The 16,234-nt window shown below is 71.8% G+C and carries 16 protein-coding genes; 4 read left to right on the top strand and 12 right to left on the bottom strand.

Features of this window, described 5'->3' with window-relative positions; all coding sequences use genetic code 11:
* The first annotated feature begins 123 nt into the window (after nucleotides 1-123).
* Nucleotides 124-1,587 (top strand): SulP family inorganic anion transporter, encoded by a 1,464-nt coding sequence (locus MRBLMG1_RS25325; RefSeq protein ID WP_367826402.1) that lies wholly within the window; start codon nucleotides 124-126, stop codon nucleotides 1,585-1,587.
* 6 nt (nucleotides 1,588-1,593) lie between these two features.
* Here MRBLMG1_RS25325 and ehuA read toward each other — a convergent pair whose 3' ends face one another.
* The 10 genes from ehuA to MRBLMG1_RS25275 all read right to left on the bottom strand — a co-directional run bounded on the left by ehuA (nucleotide 1,594) and on the right by MRBLMG1_RS25275 (nucleotide 9,732).
* Nucleotides 1,594-2,373, bottom strand: coding sequence for an ectoine/hydroxyectoine ABC transporter ATP-binding protein EhuA (ehuA, locus tag MRBLMG1_RS25320; protein ID WP_367826401.1), 780 nt, complete (start codon nucleotides 2,371-2,373; stop codon nucleotides 1,594-1,596).
* On the bottom strand, nucleotides 2,363-2,998 hold the full coding sequence (ehuD, locus tag MRBLMG1_RS25315) for an ectoine/hydroxyectoine ABC transporter permease subunit EhuD (protein ID WP_367826400.1): 636 nt from the start codon (nucleotides 2,996-2,998) through the stop codon (nucleotides 2,363-2,365). The genes ehuA and ehuD overlap by 11 nt, the downstream gene beginning before the upstream one ends.
* Entirely contained in the window at nucleotides 2,998-3,672 is a 675-nt protein-coding gene (gene ehuC, locus MRBLMG1_RS25310) for an ectoine/hydroxyectoine ABC transporter permease subunit EhuC (protein WP_367826399.1), read from the bottom strand. The genes ehuD and ehuC overlap by 1 nt, the downstream gene beginning before the upstream one ends.
* Nucleotides 3,673-3,684: 12 nt before the next feature.
* Nucleotides 3,685-4,602, bottom strand: coding sequence for an ectoine/hydroxyectoine ABC transporter substrate-binding protein EhuB (gene ehuB, locus MRBLMG1_RS25305; RefSeq protein WP_367826398.1), 918 nt, complete (start codon nucleotides 4,600-4,602; stop codon nucleotides 3,685-3,687).
* Nucleotides 4,599-5,495: an ectoine hydroxylase gene (gene thpD, locus MRBLMG1_RS25300; protein WP_367826397.1), complete on the bottom strand. Its 897-nt coding sequence runs from the start codon at nucleotides 5,493-5,495 to the stop codon at nucleotides 4,599-4,601. The genes ehuB and thpD overlap by 4 nt, the downstream gene beginning before the upstream one ends.
* 97 nt (nucleotides 5,496-5,592) lie before the next feature.
* Nucleotides 5,593-5,997 (bottom strand): ectoine synthase, encoded by a 405-nt coding sequence (locus MRBLMG1_RS25295; protein WP_367826396.1) that lies wholly within the window; start codon nucleotides 5,995-5,997, stop codon nucleotides 5,593-5,595.
* 36 nt (nucleotides 5,998-6,033) lie between these two features.
* On the bottom strand, nucleotides 6,034-7,317 hold the full coding sequence (gene ectB, locus MRBLMG1_RS25290; protein WP_367826395.1) for a diaminobutyrate--2-oxoglutarate transaminase: 1,284 nt from the start codon (nucleotides 7,315-7,317) through the stop codon (nucleotides 6,034-6,036).
* Between the two features lie 72 nt (nucleotides 7,318-7,389).
* Nucleotides 7,390-7,920, bottom strand: a complete 531-nt coding sequence (gene ectA, locus MRBLMG1_RS25285; protein WP_367826394.1) for a diaminobutyrate acetyltransferase — start codon at nucleotides 7,918-7,920, stop codon at nucleotides 7,390-7,392.
* A gap of 355 nt (nucleotides 7,921-8,275) precedes the next feature.
* Nucleotides 8,276-9,079 carry an endonuclease I family protein gene (locus tag MRBLMG1_RS25280; RefSeq protein WP_367826393.1) on the bottom strand — a complete coding sequence of 268 codons (804 nt, stop codon included), beginning with the start codon at nucleotides 9,077-9,079 and terminating at the stop codon, nucleotides 8,276-8,278.
* Between the two features lie 188 nt (nucleotides 9,080-9,267).
* Entirely contained in the window at nucleotides 9,268-9,732 is a 465-nt protein-coding gene (locus MRBLMG1_RS25275) for an Lrp/AsnC family transcriptional regulator (protein ID WP_367826392.1), read from the bottom strand.
* Nucleotides 9,733-9,851: 119 nt separating this feature from the next.
* Between MRBLMG1_RS25275 and MRBLMG1_RS25270 the strand changes: the two genes are divergently transcribed.
* From MRBLMG1_RS25270 to MRBLMG1_RS25260, 3 genes are all read left to right on the top strand, one after another.
* A complete protein-coding gene (locus MRBLMG1_RS25270) occupies nucleotides 9,852-10,967 on the top strand; it encodes an asparaginase (RefSeq protein WP_367826391.1) in 1,116 nt (371 codons plus the stop codon).
* 305 nt (nucleotides 10,968-11,272) lie between these two features.
* Nucleotides 11,273-12,706: an aspartate ammonia-lyase gene (locus MRBLMG1_RS25265; protein ID WP_367826390.1), complete on the top strand. Its 1,434-nt coding sequence runs from the start codon at nucleotides 11,273-11,275 to the stop codon at nucleotides 12,704-12,706.
* A gap of 171 nt (nucleotides 12,707-12,877) precedes the next feature.
* Nucleotides 12,878-14,527 carry a GMC oxidoreductase gene (locus MRBLMG1_RS25260; protein ID WP_367826389.1) on the top strand — a complete coding sequence of 550 codons (1,650 nt, stop codon included), beginning with the start codon at nucleotides 12,878-12,880 and terminating at the stop codon, nucleotides 14,525-14,527.
* Nucleotides 14,528-14,590: 63 nt separating this feature from the next.
* Here the strand turns inward: MRBLMG1_RS25260 and MRBLMG1_RS25255 are convergent, their stop codons facing one another.
* Together MRBLMG1_RS25255 and MRBLMG1_RS25250 are read right to left on the bottom strand one after the other, a co-directional pair.
* Nucleotides 14,591-15,079: a carboxymuconolactone decarboxylase family protein gene (locus MRBLMG1_RS25255; RefSeq protein ID WP_367826388.1), complete on the bottom strand. Its 489-nt coding sequence runs from the start codon at nucleotides 15,077-15,079 to the stop codon at nucleotides 14,591-14,593.
* Nucleotides 15,076-16,155 (bottom strand): dihydrodipicolinate reductase, encoded by a 1,080-nt coding sequence (locus tag MRBLMG1_RS25250; protein WP_367826387.1) that lies wholly within the window; start codon nucleotides 16,153-16,155, stop codon nucleotides 15,076-15,078. Before MRBLMG1_RS25250 ends, MRBLMG1_RS25255 begins: the two co-directional genes overlap by 4 nt.
* Nucleotides 16,156-16,234 lie beyond the last annotated feature (79 nt).

Genomic DNA, 16,234 nt, shown 5'->3' with positions numbered 1-16,234 from the left:
GCGGCCGGTTCCGGTCGGAAACCCCGGTGATGCCCCGGATCGTCCCCGCCCGGGGCCTCCGGGGGCGTATTCCCTTCCTTGCGACGCCCGAACGTGCGTCGCGCAGTGAGGGGAGAGAACCGCATGCCGTCCTCCTGGCCCGATCTCCGGCAGGACTTCGCCGCGTCCCTCGTCGTCTTCCTCGTGGCCCTCCCGCTGTGCGTCGGGGTGGCCGTCGCCTCCGGCGTCCCCGCCGAGCTCGGCCTGGTCACCGGCATCGTCGGCGGAGTCGTCACCGGCCTCATGCGGGGCAGCAGCCTCCAGGTCTCCGGACCGGCCGCAGGGCTCACCGTGCTCGTCTTCGAGGCGGTCAGGAGCTTCGGGCTGCCCGCGCTCGGCGTCATCGTGCTCCTCGCCGGTCTGCTCCAGGTCGTGGTGGGCCTGCTGAAGTGGGGCCGCTGGTTCCGTGCCATCTCCGTCTCGGTCGTCGAGGGCATGCTGGCCGGCATCGGCCTCGTCATCGTGGCCGGCCAGCTCTACGCGGCCCTCGGCATCAGCGCCCCGGCGTCGGGCACGGCCAGGATCGTCGGGCTGCCCGGCACGCTCTGGCGGGCGCTGACCGGCGCCGCCGGCACCCTGGCGCCGCTCGCCGTCGCGGCCGCCACCGTCCTCGTGATCGTGGGATGGCGGCACGTGCCGAAACCGCTGCGGGCCGTACCCGGAGCGCTCGTCGCCGTCCTGCTCGCGGCCCTCGCGACCGCGCTGTTCGACCTGCCGGTGGCGACCGTGCGGGTCGGCGGGGTCCTCGACGCCGTCCGGATGCCCGGACCGGACGCCTTCGCCGCGGTGACCGACGTCGCCGTGGTCGGAACGGTCCTCGCCTTCGCTCTGATCGCCTCCGCCGAGTCGCTGTTCGGCGCGGCCGCGGTGGACCGGCTGCACGACGGACCGCGCACCGACTACGACAGGGAACTGGTCGCCCAGGGCTTCGGCAACACCGTCTGCGGGCTGCTCGGCGCGCTGCCCATGACCGCCGTGATCGTCCGCAGCTCGGCCAACGTCCAGGCCGGCGCCAGGACCAAGGCGTCCCGCGTGCTCCACGGCGTGTGGCTGCTTGTCTTCGCCGCCCTGCTGCCCGCCACCCTCGCCCATGTGCCGCTGGCGGCGCTCGCCGGGATCCTCGTCCACGCCGGCTGGAAGCTCATCCCCTTCCGGGGAGTGGTCGCCCTGTGGCGCGCGCACCGGGGCGAGGCCCTCGTGCTCGTCGTGACGGCCGGCGCCATCGTCACCGTCAGCATGCTCGAAGGCGTCCTGATCGGACTCGTCCTCTCCGTCGCGAAGGCGGCCTGGGACGTCTCGCACCTCCGGGTAGAGCACACCGACGACGGCCACGGCCCGGTGCGGGTGCGGCTGTCGGGCAACGCCAACTTCCTGCGGCTGCCGAAGATCCTCGACACGCTCGAATCACTGCCGGGCGACCGCCCGGTCGAACTCGACCTCGCCGGGATCCACCACCTCGACCACGCCTGCCGTGCGGCGCTCGAAGCGTGGGCGGAGCGGCACCGCACGGCAGGCGCCGCCTCCGTGCTCCTCCACGGGCACCCCTGACGCCCCTCAGCGCACCGCGCCGAGGAACGCCCGGGTGCGCTCGTGCGCGGGCGAGTCCAGGAGCTCGTCCGCCGGGCCGGACTCGACGATCCGGCCGCGGTCGAACATCAGGACCCGGTCGGAGACGTCCCGCGCGAAGCCCATCTCGTGCGTCACGCACAGCAGGGTGATGTCCGTGCCGCGGGCGATGTCCCGCAGCACGTCGAGGACCTCCGCCACCAGCTCCGGGTCGAGTGCCGACGTCACCTCGTCGAGGAGCAGGATCCCGGGCCGCATGGCCAGCGCGCGGGCGATGGCGACGCGCTGCTGCTGGCCGCCGGAGAGCCGGGTGGGGCGGGCGTCGATCTTGTCGCCGAGCCCGACCAGGTCCAGCAGGTCCCTGGCCGTGCGGTCGGCCTGCTCCCGGCTCTCGCCGAGTACGTGCACGGGCGCCTCGACGACGTTCTCGAGCACGCTCATGTGGGGGAACAGGTTGAACTGCTGGAAGACCATGCCGATCCGGCGCCGCCGCTCGGCGAGACGGCGCTCGCTCGCCGGCACCAGCTTCGCCGGCGTCCTGCCCGGCATGTGGGAGTAGGGCTCCCCGTCGACGTGGATGACGCCGTCGGTCACCCGCTCCAGCGTCATGAGCAGCCGCAGGATGGTGGTCTTCCCGGAGCCGCTCGGGCCGATCAGGGTCACCCGCTCCCCGCGGCCGACCTCCAGGTCGAGTGCGTCGAGCACCGTGTGATCCCCGTACCGCTTCGTGACCCGCTCGAAGCGGACCGCCGGGTCCTCAGTGGGCAAGGCGTGCCTCCAGTCGTCGTACCAGCAGGGACGTCGGCCAGCTCGCGAGCAGGAACACCGCGCCGGCCAGGGTGAAGCTCTCCAGATAGGCGAAGTGCGTGCTGCCGAACGTGTTCGCCTCGTGGACCATCTCGTGCACCGTGATCACCGACAGCAGGGGAGTCTCCTTGAACAGCGAGACCGCGTAGTTGCCCAGCGGCGGCAGGACGTTGCGGACGGCCTGCGGCAGCACCACCGCCCGCCACACCCGCCGGCGCGGCAGCGACAGCGCCGTGCACGCCTCCCACTGGCCGCGCGGAACGGCGTCGATGCCGGTCCGGTACACCTCGGAGAGATACGTGGCGTAGTGCACGCCCAGGACGAGGACGCCCAGCGCGAGCGCGTCGAGCGAGGGGATCAGCACCCAGGCCGCGAAGAGCTGCACCAGGAGCGGTGTCGAGCGGACGAACCCGGCGGCGCCGGCCAGCGGAACGGCCACCCAGCGGGGACCCGCCCGCAGGACCACGGCGAGCACGAGGCCGAGCACCACCGCCACGGCGAAGCCGAGGGCGGTCGCCAGCAGGGTGAGACCGAACCCCTCGAGAACCGCCGGCAGCGCGTCGCCGGCCGCCTCTCCGTCCCACATCAGACACCGCCTTCCTGCCCGAGCCGGGCCTTCGCCGCCCGCTCCAGGGCGTTCATGAGGAGGGCGAGCACGCCGGCCATGGCGCCGTAGACCCCGAGGAGCAGCAGGTACGAGGCCGCCGTCGCGCCCGTCGCGGAACGCACCTGGTCGATCTGGAAGGTGAGGTCGGGGACCGTCACCAGGGAGAGCAGCGGCGTCGCCTTCAGGAGCTGCACCAGCAGGTTCTTGAACGGGGCGACCATCAGGGCGTGCGCCTGCGGCAGGACGATCCGGCGCAGCCGCAGAGCCGGCCCCATGGCCAGCGCGATCCCCGCCTCGGTCTGGGCGCGCGGCACGGCGGCCACCGCGCCCCGCACCACCTCGGCGCCGTACGCCCCGAAGTTGAGGCCGAGCGCCAGGACGCCGCAGGCCAGCGGTTCGAGCCGGAACCCGAGCATCGGCAGCGCGAAGAACAGCCAGAACAGCTGGACGTACAGCGAGGTCCCGCGGAAGAACTCGACGACGAGCCGCGCCCCGCCCCGCACCGGCAGCCGCGCCGACCGGGACGCCAGGCCGAGCGCGTACGCGAGGACGAGGGCGAGCGCGGCCCCGAGCACGGTGGCCTCCGCGGTGACGAGCAGCCCGTCGGCGAGCCGGGGGAGCGCGCCGCGGACCTCGGACAGGAAGTCAGCCATGGCGGCCGCCCCTCATCCGGCGCACAGGTCGGCCGTGCGCAGGGTGCGCGGCGGTACCTCGCGTGCGGTGAAGCCGTAGCGGCCGATGAGCCCGACGAACCGGTCGGGTGCGCCCGTGATCTCGCGCAGCTCGCGGTTGAAGGCGTCGCGCAGATCGGTCGCTCCCGACCGGAACACCGCGCCGCCCGCGCCCAGTTGACGCACACCGTCGACGACGGGGACGAACGGCTCGGTGACCCGCACCGAGGCTCCCCGGTTGGTCCGGGCCAGCCAGCGCAGCGAGATCGCGGTCAGCGCGAAGGCGTCGATCCGGCCGGCCAGCAGGGCGTCGAGCCCGTCCTGCTGCCGGGCCAGCGTCTTCACCTGCCCGTCGGGGACGCCGGCCGCCTTCGCGTACGTCGCCTCGACGGCGGCGGTCAGCACGCCCACGGTGGCGCCCGCCGCCGCGCAGGAGGCCAGGTCGCTCAGCCCCTTCGGATTGCCGGAGCGGACCATGAGGGCGGTGGGCGAGACGAACTCCGGCTCGGAGAAGATCACCTTGGCGCACCGCTCCGGCGTGATCGACATGCCCGCACTGACGACGTCGAACCGGTCGGCGAGCAGTCCGGGGATGAGCGCCCCGAACTCCGTGAGCGTCGGGCGCAGTTCGCGCACGCCCAGGGCCGAGAAGATCTCGCGGTGCAACGTCGGTGCCTCGCCCGCGAGTTCACTGCCGTCCTGGAAGCCGTACGGTGCCTCACCGGCGAACCCCACCCGTACGTAGCCCTGCCGGCGCAGCCGGGCGAGCAGGCCGCCGTCGCTTCGGGGCGCGCCCGTTCCGGGCTGGGTGCGGGTGCACGCGGCCAGGGGTCCGGCCGTCAGGGCGAGGCCGGCGGCGAGCGACGTCCGGGTGAGGAACCGGCGGCGGTCGAGTCGGCTGCCACCCGTCACGACCGGTCCCCCGGGCGGGCGGCGATGAACGAGGGGCGCCGGACCGGGGCGGCGAAGGGCATCTCGGGGAGGTTCTCGACGCTGTTGAAGACCAGGAACACGTTGCTCCGCGGGTACGGGGTGATGTTGTCGCCCGAACCGTGCAGGGCGTTGCAGTCGAACCAGGTGGCGGAGCCGGCCGGACCCGTGAAGTGGCGGATCCCGCAGGCGTCCGCGAAGGCCGTCAGCGCCTCGTGGGACGGCGTCCCGGCGTCCTGCATCCGGAGCGACTTCTTGTAGTTGTCCCGGGGTGTCTCGCCCGCGCAGCCCAGGAACGTGCGGTGCGAGCCTGGCATGATCATCAGGCTGCCGTTCGTGGTGTGGTTCGGGGTCAGCGCGATCGACACCGAGACCGTCCGCATCTGCGGCAGGCCGTCCTCGGCGTGCCAGGTCTCGAAGTCGGAGTGCCAGTAGAAGCCGCTGGCGCCGAATCCGGGCTTGACGTTGATCCGCGACTGGTGGACGTAGACGTCGGAGCCGAGGATCTGGCGGGCGCGGCCCGCGACCCGCGGGTCCGCCGCGAGCCGGGCGAACACCTCGCTGATGCGGTGGACCTCGAAGACGGAGCGGATCTCCTGGGAGCGGGGCTCGACGATCGCCCGCTCGTCCGACCGTACGGCGGGGTCGGCGACGAGCCGGTCGAGCTCGGCCCGGAGCTCGTCGACTTCTTCGGCCGTGACGAGCTCGTCCACCGTGACGAACCCGTCGCGGTCGTACTCCTCCAGTTCACGGTCCCAGAACGGTCCCGCGGTGCCGGGCTCGGACCACACGACGGGGTCCTTGCGGCCGATGAGCACCTCCTCGGCGCCGCGGGTGGGGTAGAGGTCGACGGGACGGGCGGGGGCGGAGGTCATGGGCTGGAGTGCCTTCCTTTCGCGTACGGACGGGAGTGCGGGCCGGTGGTGACGGGGGCGGACGCGTGATGCGGAACCGCCGGCGGACCGGGCGCGGTCAGGTGGTGCCGGGCTCGGTGAGGAGCGGGTAGACGCCGTTCGCGTCGTGGTCCTCGCGGCCCGTGACGGGCGGGTTGAACACGCAGAGGCAGCGGAAGTCCCGCTTGACCTTGAGGGTGTGGCGCTCGTGCCGGTCGAGCAGGTACATCGTCCCGGGCAGGATGGTGTACGTCCGGCCCGTCTCGTGGTCCGTGAGTTCGGCCTCGCCCGCGGTGCAGACGACGGCCTCGACGTGGTGCGCGTACCACATGGACGTCTCGGTGCCGGCGTACAGCACCGTCTCGTGGAGGGAGAAGCCGACCCGCTCGCGGGCCAGCACGATGCGCTTGCTCTCCCAGGTCCCGGACGCGGCCCTCACATGCCGCTCGGTGTTCTCCAGCTCGTCGAAGGAACGGACGATCATGGGCGATGGCCTTTCGGTGTTCGGCTGTTCGGGCGATCAGGCGGCGAGGCGGCCGGCGGTGTGGCGCACGGAGCGGGCCAGGACGCCGAGGCCCTCGTCGAGTTCGTCGTCCGTGACGGTCAGCGGCGGCAGCAGTTTGACCACCTCGCCGTGCGGCCCCGACGTCTCCAGGAGCAGCCCGAGTTCGAAGGCCCGCCGGCAGACGGCCTCGGCGCGCTCCCCGTCGGCGAACTCCAGGCCCCAGACCAGGCCTCGGCCGCGGACGGCGACGCCGGCGCGCCCGTCGCCGCCGCAGAGGTCGAGCAGGGCGCTCTCCACCCGGTCGGCCCGGCCGAGGGTGCGCTCGCGCAGGACGCCGTCGCGCCAGTACGCGTCCAGGGCGGCGGTGGCGGTGACGAAGGCGGGGTTGTTGCCGCGGAAGGTCCCGTTGTGCTCGCCCGGCTCCCAGACGTCGAGCTCCGGCTTGAAGAGGCAGAGGGCCATGGGCAGGCCGTAGCCGCTGATGGACTTGGAGAGGGTGACGATGTCGGGCGTGATGCCCGACTCCTCGAAGGAGAAGAAGTCGCCGGTGCGGCCGCAGCCCATCTGGACGTCGTCCACGATGAGGAGCATGCCGTGCCGCCGGCAGAGCTCCGACAGCGCGCGCAGCCACTCGGCGCGGGCGACGTTGATGCCGCCCTCGCCCTGGACCGTCTCGACGATCACGGCCGCGGGATGGTCGAAGCCGGAGCCGGGGTCGTCGAGGAGCCTCTCGAACCAGAGGAAGTCCGGGACCCGTCCGCCCAGGTAGTGGTCGAAGGGCATGCGGGTGGCGTGGGGGAGGGGGACGCCCGCTCCGGCGCGTTTGGCGGCGTTGCCGGTGACGGCGAGCGAGCCGAGCGACATGCCGTGGAAGGCGTTGGTGAACGAGACGACGGTCTTGCGCCCGGTGACCTTGCGGGCGAGCTTCAGCGCGGCCTCGACCGCGTTGGTGCCCGTGGGGCCGGGGAACATCACCTTGTAGGGCAGGGCGCGGGGTTCCAGGACCGTCGAGCGGAAGGTCTCCAGGAAGTCGCGTTTGGCCGTGGTCGACATGTCGAGGCCGTGGGTGACGCCGTCGTCGGCGAGGTAGTCGAGCAGGGCGCGCTTGAGCACCGGATGGTTGTGGCCGTAGTTCAGCGAGCCCGCCCCGGCGAAGAAGTCGAGGTACGGCCGCCCCTGCTCGTCGTAGAGCCGGCTCCCGCTGGCGCGCTCGAACACGACCGGCCAGGCGCGGCAGTAGCTGCGGACCTCCGATTCCACGGTCTCGAAGACGGAGGGGGCGATGTCGGTGAGGGTCACGGAGTGTCTTCTCCAGGGTCTTGTGCGGCGTGCGGCGTGCGGTGGCGGGATGGCTCAGGAAGGCGGGACGGCTCAGGAGGCGGGGTGGTCGAGGGGGCCGATGCGGTACAGCACCTCGGACTCGTGTCCCGTGGTGGGGAAGGCGGCGGACGGGAAGAGGACCTCCTGGGTCAGCTCCGCCCCGTGCCGGCGCGCGAAGGACCGGAAGAGCCGGTCGGACGCCAGGTTGCCCGGCGTGACGGTCGACTCGATCCCGCGGAGTCCGTGCTCGGCGGCCACGCGGTCGGACAGGGCGTCGAGCAGGTTCCCGGCTACCCCGCTTCCGCGGTGCGAACCCTCCACGGCGACCTGCCAGACGAAGAGCGTCCCCGGCGCGTCGGGGCGCAGGTAGCCGGTGACGAAGCCGATGGGTCGTCCGGAGGCGTCACGGGCGACGGCGGTGGTGTCGGCGAAGTCACGGCACCACAGCAGGTAGCTGTACGGCGAGTTGAGGTCGAGTTCCCCCGAGCCGCGTGCGATCCGCCAGAGGTCGGCGCCGTCCGCGGGGCGGGCGGGGCCGATGGAGACGCCGTCGATCGGGGAGGTCAGAGGGGCAGTGGTCATGGGCGCCGAAGTTACCGAGCGATTGCCGGAACTTCCTCGGCCGAAGGGGTTGTTCGAGGCGCGGTGACGTGATAGGTGCGCCGGAGGCTTCGAGGGGAGGAATCGGTCTTCCCGTGCACGGCGAAGCGTAGGGAACCGGGGCAAAATGCCCGTTTATCACGGATGGATAACGTCTGATCAAGGAAGAGTCGGGAGCCTCAACATCATGAGAAAATCCGGCGCTTCGCGTTTGAAGGCGCCGGGAGCGGTGATGCGTACGGGTCGGCTCCGAAGTCCCGCGGCCTGGATCGCTACGCGGGTCGACCCGAGCGCGCCGGACCGGGCACCCGCCGGTGCCCGGTCCGGTGTGTCGGGTCTACCAGATCGCCTCGATCCACTCCGGGTGGTCGATGAACGGGTTCCGGTTGTGCTGGTAGGTGTTGAAGATGATGTCGTTGCGGCGCTCTTCGAACGCACTCGGCGGGTCCTGCTCGTTCCACTGCTTCAGGACCGAGAGGCGGCCGTGGAAGGGGACGCTGCCGTTCGTGGTCGAGTCGTTGGGCTCCAGGTCGGCCCAGGCGTCGTCGCCCTCGTAGCGGACGGCCATGTAGAGGATCATGCGGGCCACGTCGCCCTTGTCGGCGTCGCGCGGCTCGAAGGAGTTGCTGTCCGTGTAGCTGCCGGGAGCGCCGCTGACCGCGCTGCCGCCGTAGTCGAAGTCCTTGTTGCCGCGGGTGCTGTTGACCTGGACGTCGGCCGCGCGCAGGTGGTGGAGGTCGGTGCCGGGGCCGGCGGAGGTGCCGAAGTTGCCGTGGGACTGGGCCCAGGTGTGCTCGCGGTTCCAGTCGCCGACGGAGCCGCCGTTGAGGGACTTGCTCCGGGAGGTGCCGCTGTAGAGCAGGATCACGTTGGCGGTGTTGTTCGGGTCCTGGTCGGTGGTCTTCAGGGCGTTCCAGACCGCGTCGTACGAGATCTTGCTCTGGCTGCTGATGATGGTGTGCAGCGAGGACTTGAGGCCGGTGCCGGTCTTGCCGATCGCGTCCTTGTAGTACGTGCTGTCGTACGCCGTGGTCGTGGCGCTCGCGGGGGTCGCGGCGACCGTCGGCACGGTGAGGGTGACGAGGACGGCGGCTATCGAGGCCGCCCAGGCCTTCCAGCGGCCTGTCTGTGCAACGGACATGGGGGGTGCCCTTTCCCGGGTGCGTCACGCGCCGGAACGCGGCCCCGGCTCAAGGGTTCCGCGTTCTACGCGTGTTGAGTACGTGTCAGCCGGGAGCGTGGCACAAGTCAGGTACCTGTCATGTAACGGGAAAGAGGCTGTTGCGTGACGTTCTGGCATCCCGCACCACCGAACCGCCCCAGAGGTGCTCAGGTGCCCCGGACGTCCACCGGCATCCCCTTCGGTTCCTTGATCCGCTTCATGATGATCTGCGAGTTGACCTCGGTGACGCCGGCCAGGGTCGTCAGCCGCTCGATCCACAGCCGCTCGTACGCCGCGAGGTCGGCCACCGCGATCCGCAGCAGGCAGCCGGGGCTGCCGAAGAGCCGGTACGCCTCGATCACGTCCGGGACGTCCTGGAGCGCCTCCTCGAAGGCCTCCACCGTCTCCCGGTCCCGCCGCACCTCCACCGAGACGAGCACCTCGAAGCCCCGGCCCACCGCCGCCGGGTCGATGATCGCCCGGTAGCCCTGGATCACCCCGTCCTGCTCCAGCTGGCGCACCCGGCGCAGGCAGGGGGACGGGCTGAGGCCGACCCGCTGGGCCAGCTCCTGGTTGCTCAGCCGGCCGTCGTTCTGGAGCTCACGCAAGATGTGGAGATCGATTCGGTCCATGGCGCAATTATCTACCACGCTGAAACGTTGCCCCGGGTGATTTCGCAATCGTCTTGCGCACTCCCTGTCCTATCGTTGCGACAGCAGGGCGATATCGGTACGGAGTAAGGACGGCAGGCATGAAGCGGACGAACGACGGGGGAGCGCGCCGGATCGTCGTCATCAGCACCGGCGGCACGATCGCCAGCCGCTGGCAGGGCACCGGATACGCGGCCGACGCCTCCGGAGACGACGTCCTGGCCACCGCACCCCTCCCCGAAGGCGTCACCGTCGAGGTCGTCGACCTCTTCAACGTCAACAGCTCCCGCATGACCGCCGCCCACCAGCTGGCCCTGCTGCGGACCGTCCACGAGACCCTCGCCGACCCCGGCGTCGACGGCATCGTGGTCACCCACGGCACCGACACGCTGGAGGAGACGGCCTTCTTCCTGGACCTCCACCACGCCGACGCCCGCCCGGTCGTCCTCACCGGCGCCCAGCGCCCGTTCGGCACCGGCGACGGCGACGGCCCCGGCAACCTGTACGACGCGCTCCAGGTCGCCGCCACCGTCCGCGAACTCGGCGTCCTCGTCGTCTTCGACGGCCGCGTCCACGCCGCGCGCGGCACCGTCAAGACCCAGACCCTCGCCGCCGACGCCTTCTCCGACCCCTCCGCCGAGCGCCTCGGCCGCGTCGGCTTCTCCCGCGTCGACATCGAGCGCCAGCCCGAGCGCCCCGCGCCGCTGCCGCTCCCCGCCGCCGCGCGGACCGCGATACCCGGAGCGACCGGCCCCGACGCCACCCCGCTGCCCCGCGTCGACATCGTGAGCCACCACTCCGACGGCGACCCGATGCTGTTCGACGCGGCCGTCGCCGCCGGCGCCGGGGGCATCGTCCTCGAAGCGACCGGGGCGGGCAACGCCACCCCCGAGATCGCCGCCGCCGTCGCGAACGCCGTCGCCCAGGGCGTCCTCGTCGCCGTCAGCACCCGGGTCCCCGCCGGACCGCTCGCCGAGATCTACACCGGCGGCGGCGCCGTCGACCTCGTCGCCGGCGGCGCGGTGCTCACCGGCACGCTCCGGTCCGCCCAGGCCCGGATCGCCCTCCTCGCCACGCTCCTCGCCGACGGCGGCACCAGCGACCCCGCCCGCAGCTCCGCCCTGCTGCGCCGCCTCCTGGAAGGCCCGGTCCGCGCCGAGCCCGCGCTCGCCACCGGCGGCTCCCGCTCGGCCACGGCCGTCGCCGGCCGCGCCTGACCGGCGCACCCCGGGGAGTCCGGCCGAACGACCCGGGCTCGCGGCGAGAGCGACGAGTCCAGCTAGAGCAACGAAGTCCGACGACTCCGACGAGCCTGGCGAGTCCGACGAGCCTGCCGAGTCTGACGAGTCCGACGAGTCCGACGAGACCGTCGGGACACCCCCTAGAACCCCGGCTCGCGGGCGGCGCACCCCCCCGCCCGCCCGCGAGCCGGCACCCACTTCCCACCGAGGGGCCCTCCGGCGCGGTCCGGGCAGGCGGCCCCGCCCTTTCGCATGCCCGCACCCCCTCAAGGACGCCCTTCATGGTTCCCGCACCGGCCCCGCACGACGCACCCGTCCGCAGCGAGCACGACCTGCTCGGCGACCGGGACGTCCCCGCCGACGCCTACTGGGGCGTGCACACCCTGCGCGCCACCGAGAACTTCGCCATCACCGGCACCCCCATCTCGGTCTACCCGCTGCTGATCGACGCGCTCGCCGCCGTCAAGGAAGCCGCCGCCCGCGCCAACGAGGAGCTCGGCCTGCTCCCCGCCGACAAGGCCGCGGCCATCGCCGGTGCCTGCCGGGAGATCCGTACCGGACACCTCCACGACCAGTTCGTCGTGGACGTCGTCCAGGGTGGCGCGGGCACCTCCACCAACATGAACGCCAACGAGGTCGTCGCCAACCGTGCCCTCGAACTCCTCGGCCACGCCAAGGGCGACTACGCGCACCTGCACCCCAACGAGGACGTCAACCTCGGCCAGTCCACCAACGACGTCTACCCGACCGCGATCCGGATCGCCGCGATCGGCGCCGCCCGCGAACTCCTGAAGGCCATGGCCGTGCTCCAGGACGCCTTCGCCGCCAAGGCCCTGGAGTTCCGCGACGTCGTCAAGATGGGCCGCACCCAGCTCCAGGACGCGGTGCCCATGACGCTGGGCCAGGAGTTCTCCACGTACGCCGTGATGCTGGAGGAGGACCGCGGCCGGCTCGCGGAGGCGATCGAGCTCATCCACGAGATCAACCTCGGCGCCACCGCCATCGGAACCGGCCTCAACGCCGCTCCCGGCTACGCGGAGACCGCCCGCCGCCACCTCGCCGGGCTGACCGGGCTGCCGCTCGTCACCTCGGTCAACCTGATCGAGGCCACCCAGGACTGCGGCGCCTTCGTGCAGCTCTCCGGTGTCCTCAAGCGCATCGCGGTCAAGCTGTCCAAGACCTGCAACGACCTGCGGCTGCTCTCCTCCGGACCGCGCGCCGGGCTCAACGAGATCAACCTGCCGCCCGTCCAGGCCGGTTCGAGCATCATGCCCGGCAAGGTCAACCCGGTGATCCCCGAGGTCGTCAACCAGGTCGCCTTCGAGGTGATCGGCAACGACATCACCATCACCATGGCCGCCGAGGCCGGGCAGCTCCAGCTCAACGCCTTCGAGCCGGTCATCTTCCACGCCCTGTCCAAGAGCATCCTCTCGCTCCGCGCGGCCTGCCTGACCCTCGCCGAGCGCTGCGTCACCGGCATCACCGCCAACACCGAGGCGCTCCGCGCCGCCGTGGAGAACTCCATCGGCCTGGCCACCGCTCTCAACCCGCACCTCGGGTACACCGCGGCCACCGCCATCGCCCAGGAGGCGCTCGCCACCGGCCGCGGAGTCGTCGAACTCACCCTGGAGAAGGGCCTGCTGCCGGCCCACCGGCTCGCCGAACTCCTCACCCCCGAGCGCCTCACCGGCGCTCCGGGCTCGTCCCTGGCCTGACCCCAGGACCCACGCTCCTCTGCTATGGCGACGGGCGGCCCCGTGCCGCGTCCATAGCAGAGGCGATCAAGAGGGCCTGTCCGGCCCGAAGTTACCCGGCAGTTTCTCGTGACTTCCTCGACGGCCAGTCGTAGAACGTGTTCCCATTCACTCGCGAGTGAGGAAGATCACATGAGTGAACACCCCCTGTCCGTCCAGGGAAATCGCCGGGTCAGTCGTCGCGGTTTCCTCGCGGGAACAGGTTCTGTTCTCGGTGCCGCCGCCCTCGCCGGCACGATCGCGACCCCCGCCCGCGCCGAGGTCCCCGGCCTGAACTGCACCCCCATCGCCGACGGCTCCCAGGTGCGCGCCCTCGTCATCGGCACCGGCTACGGCGGCTCCGTCGCCGCCCTGCGGCTCGCCCGCGCGGGCGTGGACGTCCACATGGTCGAGATGGGCATGGCCTGGGACACCCCGGGACCGGACGGCAAGATCTTCGCCAACACCACCACCCCGGACTACCGATCCTTCTGGCTGCGCACCCGCACCAAGCAGCCCCTGAGCCAGTTCCTCGGCTTCCCGCTCGACAAGGACGTGCCCCTCCACACCGGCATCCTCGACGCCGAGGACTTCGCCGGGATCACCGTCTACCAGGGGCGCGGCGTCGGCGGAGGGTCCCTCGTCAACGGCGGCATGGCCGTCACCCCGCTCCGGGAGCGCTTCCCTGCGATCCTCCCCACCGTCGATCCGGCCGAGATGTACGCCACCTACTACCCGCGCGCCAACGCGGGCCTCGGCGTCACCTCGGTGGACGTGAACTGGTGGGAGAACGCGGACTGTTACCAGTACGCCCGCGTCGGCCGCAAGCACGCCCAGCGCTCCGGATTCCCCTTCGTCTTCGTGCCCAACGTCTACGACTGGGACTACATGAAGCAGGAGGCCGCCGGGTCCGTCCAGAAGTCCGCCCTGGCGGGCGAGGTCATCTACGGCAACAACGTCGGCAAGAAGAGCCTCCAGAAGACATACCTCGCCCAGGCCGCCGCCACCGGCCGGGTGAGCGTCTCCCCGCTCCACCGGGTGACCTCCGTCAGTCCGGCGGCCGCCGGCGGCTACACCGTCGTCATCGACCAGATCGACACCACCGGCGCCACCCTCGTCACCAAGACCGTCCGCGCCGACCGGGTGTTCTTCGCCGCCGGCAGCGTCGGCACCAGCAAGCTCCTCACCCGCCTCAAGGCGACCGGCGCCCTGCCGTCGCTCAACGAGCACATCGGCAAGGGGTGGGGCGACAACGGCAACGTCATGTGCGGCCGCGCCAACCACATGTGGGACCCCACCGGCAAACTCCAGTCCTCCATGCCCACCGCGGGCATCGACAACTGGGACGCCGGCGGCGCGTTCGCCGAGGTCGCCCCGCTGCCCACCGGCATCGAGACCTACGCCTCCTTCTACCTCTCCATCACCCGCACCCCGCGCCGCGCCGAGTTCTCCTGGAACCCGTCCACCGGCAGGGTCGACCTGAGCTGGGACCGGGCCTGGAAGCAGACGTCCATCGACATGGCCAAGTCCATCTTCGACAAGATCAACAGCAAGGAGGGCACGATCTACCGCACCGACCTCTTCGGCGCGTACAAGATCTGGGGCGACCACCTCACCTACCACCCGCTCGGCGGCGCGGTCCTCGGCAGCGCCACCGACAACTACGGCCGCCTCCGCGGCTACTCCGGCCTCTACGCCATCGACGGCTCCCTCATCCCCGGCAACACCAGCGTCAACCCGTTCGTCACGATCACGGCCCTCGCCGAGCGCAACATCGAGCGCATCATCGCCGAGGACTTCTGAGCGGACCCGCACGCCGAGGGGCCGGCCGGTTCGAGAACCGGCCGGCCCCTTCGCACGCCCGGCTCAACCCGTCGGCAGCACGCACACCGTGTCGAGCCCGAGCACCCGGTTGAGCCGCCCGAAGGCCAGCCACGAGCCCAGGCTCATGGTCAGCTCCACGATCTCGGCCTGGCTGTACCGGGCCGTCATGCGCGCCCAGAACTCGTCGTCGAGACCGTGGTGGTCCAGCGCGTACCGCTCCGCGTACTCGGCCGCGAGCCGGGTCCGCTCGTCGAAGGACTCCGAGACCTCCGTCGTCCGCCAGGCCGCGACGACCTCGTCGAAGCCCTCCTCGACCTTCACGCCGTCCCGGTCGGTGCGCCAGTCCAGACAGAACCCGCACCCGTTGATCTGTGCGATGCGCAGCCGCGCCGCCTCGAACTCGCGCAGTCCCAGGGTCGTGTGGGCGTACACCGACAGCGAGAAGTTCGCCGCCGCCGTCCCGATCTCCGGAACCATGTCGCCCCACACGTACCCGATGGGCTCCTGGCCCTCGGGGATGTCGATGATCACCGTGGTCTCCTTCCCAGCTTCCCGACCGCCGGCCGCAGCGGTATGTCCAGCGCGTCGTACAGTCCCGGTTCCGCCGCCACCAGCCAGTCGATCGCCCCGACCAGCCGGCCCACGGCCGTGGCGTTCCCGCCCGCCGACCGGTTCTCGCCCTCGTCGGTGGCCGCCACGGTCACCTCGATCCGGGGACTTCCCTCGACGATCACCCGGTGCGCGCCGGCCCCGTCCGGCGGCACCGGCCAGTCCGGCGCGCAGGAGGGGTGGATGCGGGTGACGTGCTCGATCACGATGCGGGGCTCCCCGCCGACGATGCCCTGCACCTCGAAGCGGATCGCGCCCTGCGTCCCGGCCTCGAAGACGCCCATCGTCCGCGTCTTGACCGTGGACTCCAGGGGGCGGCGTTCGATCGTCTCGCGGATCTCGTCGAGCTCGGCGCCCAGGGCGCGGGCCATCAGCCGGATCTGACCGCCCCAGATCATCGTCGGCACCGAGGGCCACAGCATCGGCGCCTCGTACTCCAGGGGCTTGCCCATGCCCACCAGTTCCCTGACCGACTCCTCCTGCTCGTACGTCGAGTAGTCGAAGATCTCCTGGCACCGGATCGCGTCCACCGTGGCGGCGAGACCACTGACCAGCAGCGGCAGCACGTCGTTGCCCCAGCCCGGGTCCACCCCCGACACGAACAGCGATCCGCCTCCCTCGGCGACCGCCGCGAGCACCGGATCGCGGAACTCCGGCGGCGCGTTGCGCTGGTCGTACAGCGGATAGAGCGCGGGCGTCACCACCACCGCCCCCGCCGACACCGCCCGCGCCACGTCGGCGAGCGCCCCGTCGGGCCGGGTGTCGCCGGAGGCCGCGTACACCACCGCCCCCGGCCGCCCGCCGAGCACGGCCCCCACGTCGTCGCTCGCCGGCACGCCGAGCTCGCACCCCAGCCCCGCGAGCACGCCCGCGTCACGGCCGACCTTCGCCGGGTCGGACACCAGTACGGCCGCGAGTTCGAGCCCTGGATGGGCGTCCACGGCGCGAATGGCCGCGCGCCCGACATTTCCGGTACCCCACACCACCGTCCGAATCATGCGCGGAGGGTAGCGCCGGGCCCCGGAGGTTCCCAGACTCGTGACGTGACGTTCTGACGATTAGTCAGATTCCTCTGGT

Source organism: Streptomyces sp. LMG1-1-1.1 (assembly GCF_040815545.1).
In the GTDB taxonomy this organism is placed as follows: Bacteria; Actinomycetota; Actinomycetes; order Streptomycetales; family Streptomycetaceae; genus Streptomyces.
The sequence above is the reverse complement of the archived record's forward strand: the minus strand, read 5'-3'. Positions and strand labels throughout refer to the sequence as shown.

Coding starts and splice junctions, on each gene's coding strand:
- MRBLMG1_RS25325 (WP_367826402.1), top strand. CDS start 124: ATGCCGTCCTCCTGGCCCGATCTCCGGCAGGACTTCGCCGCGTCCCTC.
- ehuD (WP_367826400.1), bottom strand. CDS start 2,998: ATGTGGGACGGAGAGGCGGCCGGCGACGCGCTGCCGGCGGTTCTCGAG.
- ehuC (WP_367826399.1), bottom strand. CDS start 3,672: ATGGCTGACTTCCTGTCCGAGGTCCGCGGCGCGCTCCCCCGGCTCGCC.
- thpD (WP_367826397.1), bottom strand. CDS start 5,495: ATGACCTCCGCCCCCGCCCGTCCCGTCGACCTCTACCCCACCCGCGGC.
- MRBLMG1_RS25295 (WP_367826396.1), bottom strand. CDS start 5,997: ATGATCGTCCGTTCCTTCGACGAGCTGGAGAACACCGAGCGGCATGTG.
- ectA (WP_367826394.1), bottom strand. CDS start 7,920: ATGACCACTGCCCCTCTGACCTCCCCGATCGACGGCGTCTCCATCGGC.
- MRBLMG1_RS25280 (WP_367826393.1), bottom strand. CDS start 9,079: ATGTCCGTTGCACAGACAGGCCGCTGGAAGGCCTGGGCGGCCTCGATA.
- MRBLMG1_RS25275 (WP_367826392.1), bottom strand. CDS start 9,732: ATGGACCGAATCGATCTCCACATCTTGCGTGAGCTCCAGAACGACGGC.
- MRBLMG1_RS25270 (WP_367826391.1), top strand. CDS start 9,852: ATGAAGCGGACGAACGACGGGGGAGCGCGCCGGATCGTCGTCATCAGC.
- MRBLMG1_RS25265 (WP_367826390.1), top strand. CDS start 11,273: ATGGTTCCCGCACCGGCCCCGCACGACGCACCCGTCCGCAGCGAGCAC.
- MRBLMG1_RS25260 (WP_367826389.1), top strand. CDS start 12,878: ATGAGTGAACACCCCCTGTCCGTCCAGGGAAATCGCCGGGTCAGTCGT.
- MRBLMG1_RS25250 (WP_367826387.1), bottom strand. CDS start 16,155: ATGATTCGGACGGTGGTGTGGGGTACCGGAAATGTCGGGCGCGCGGCC.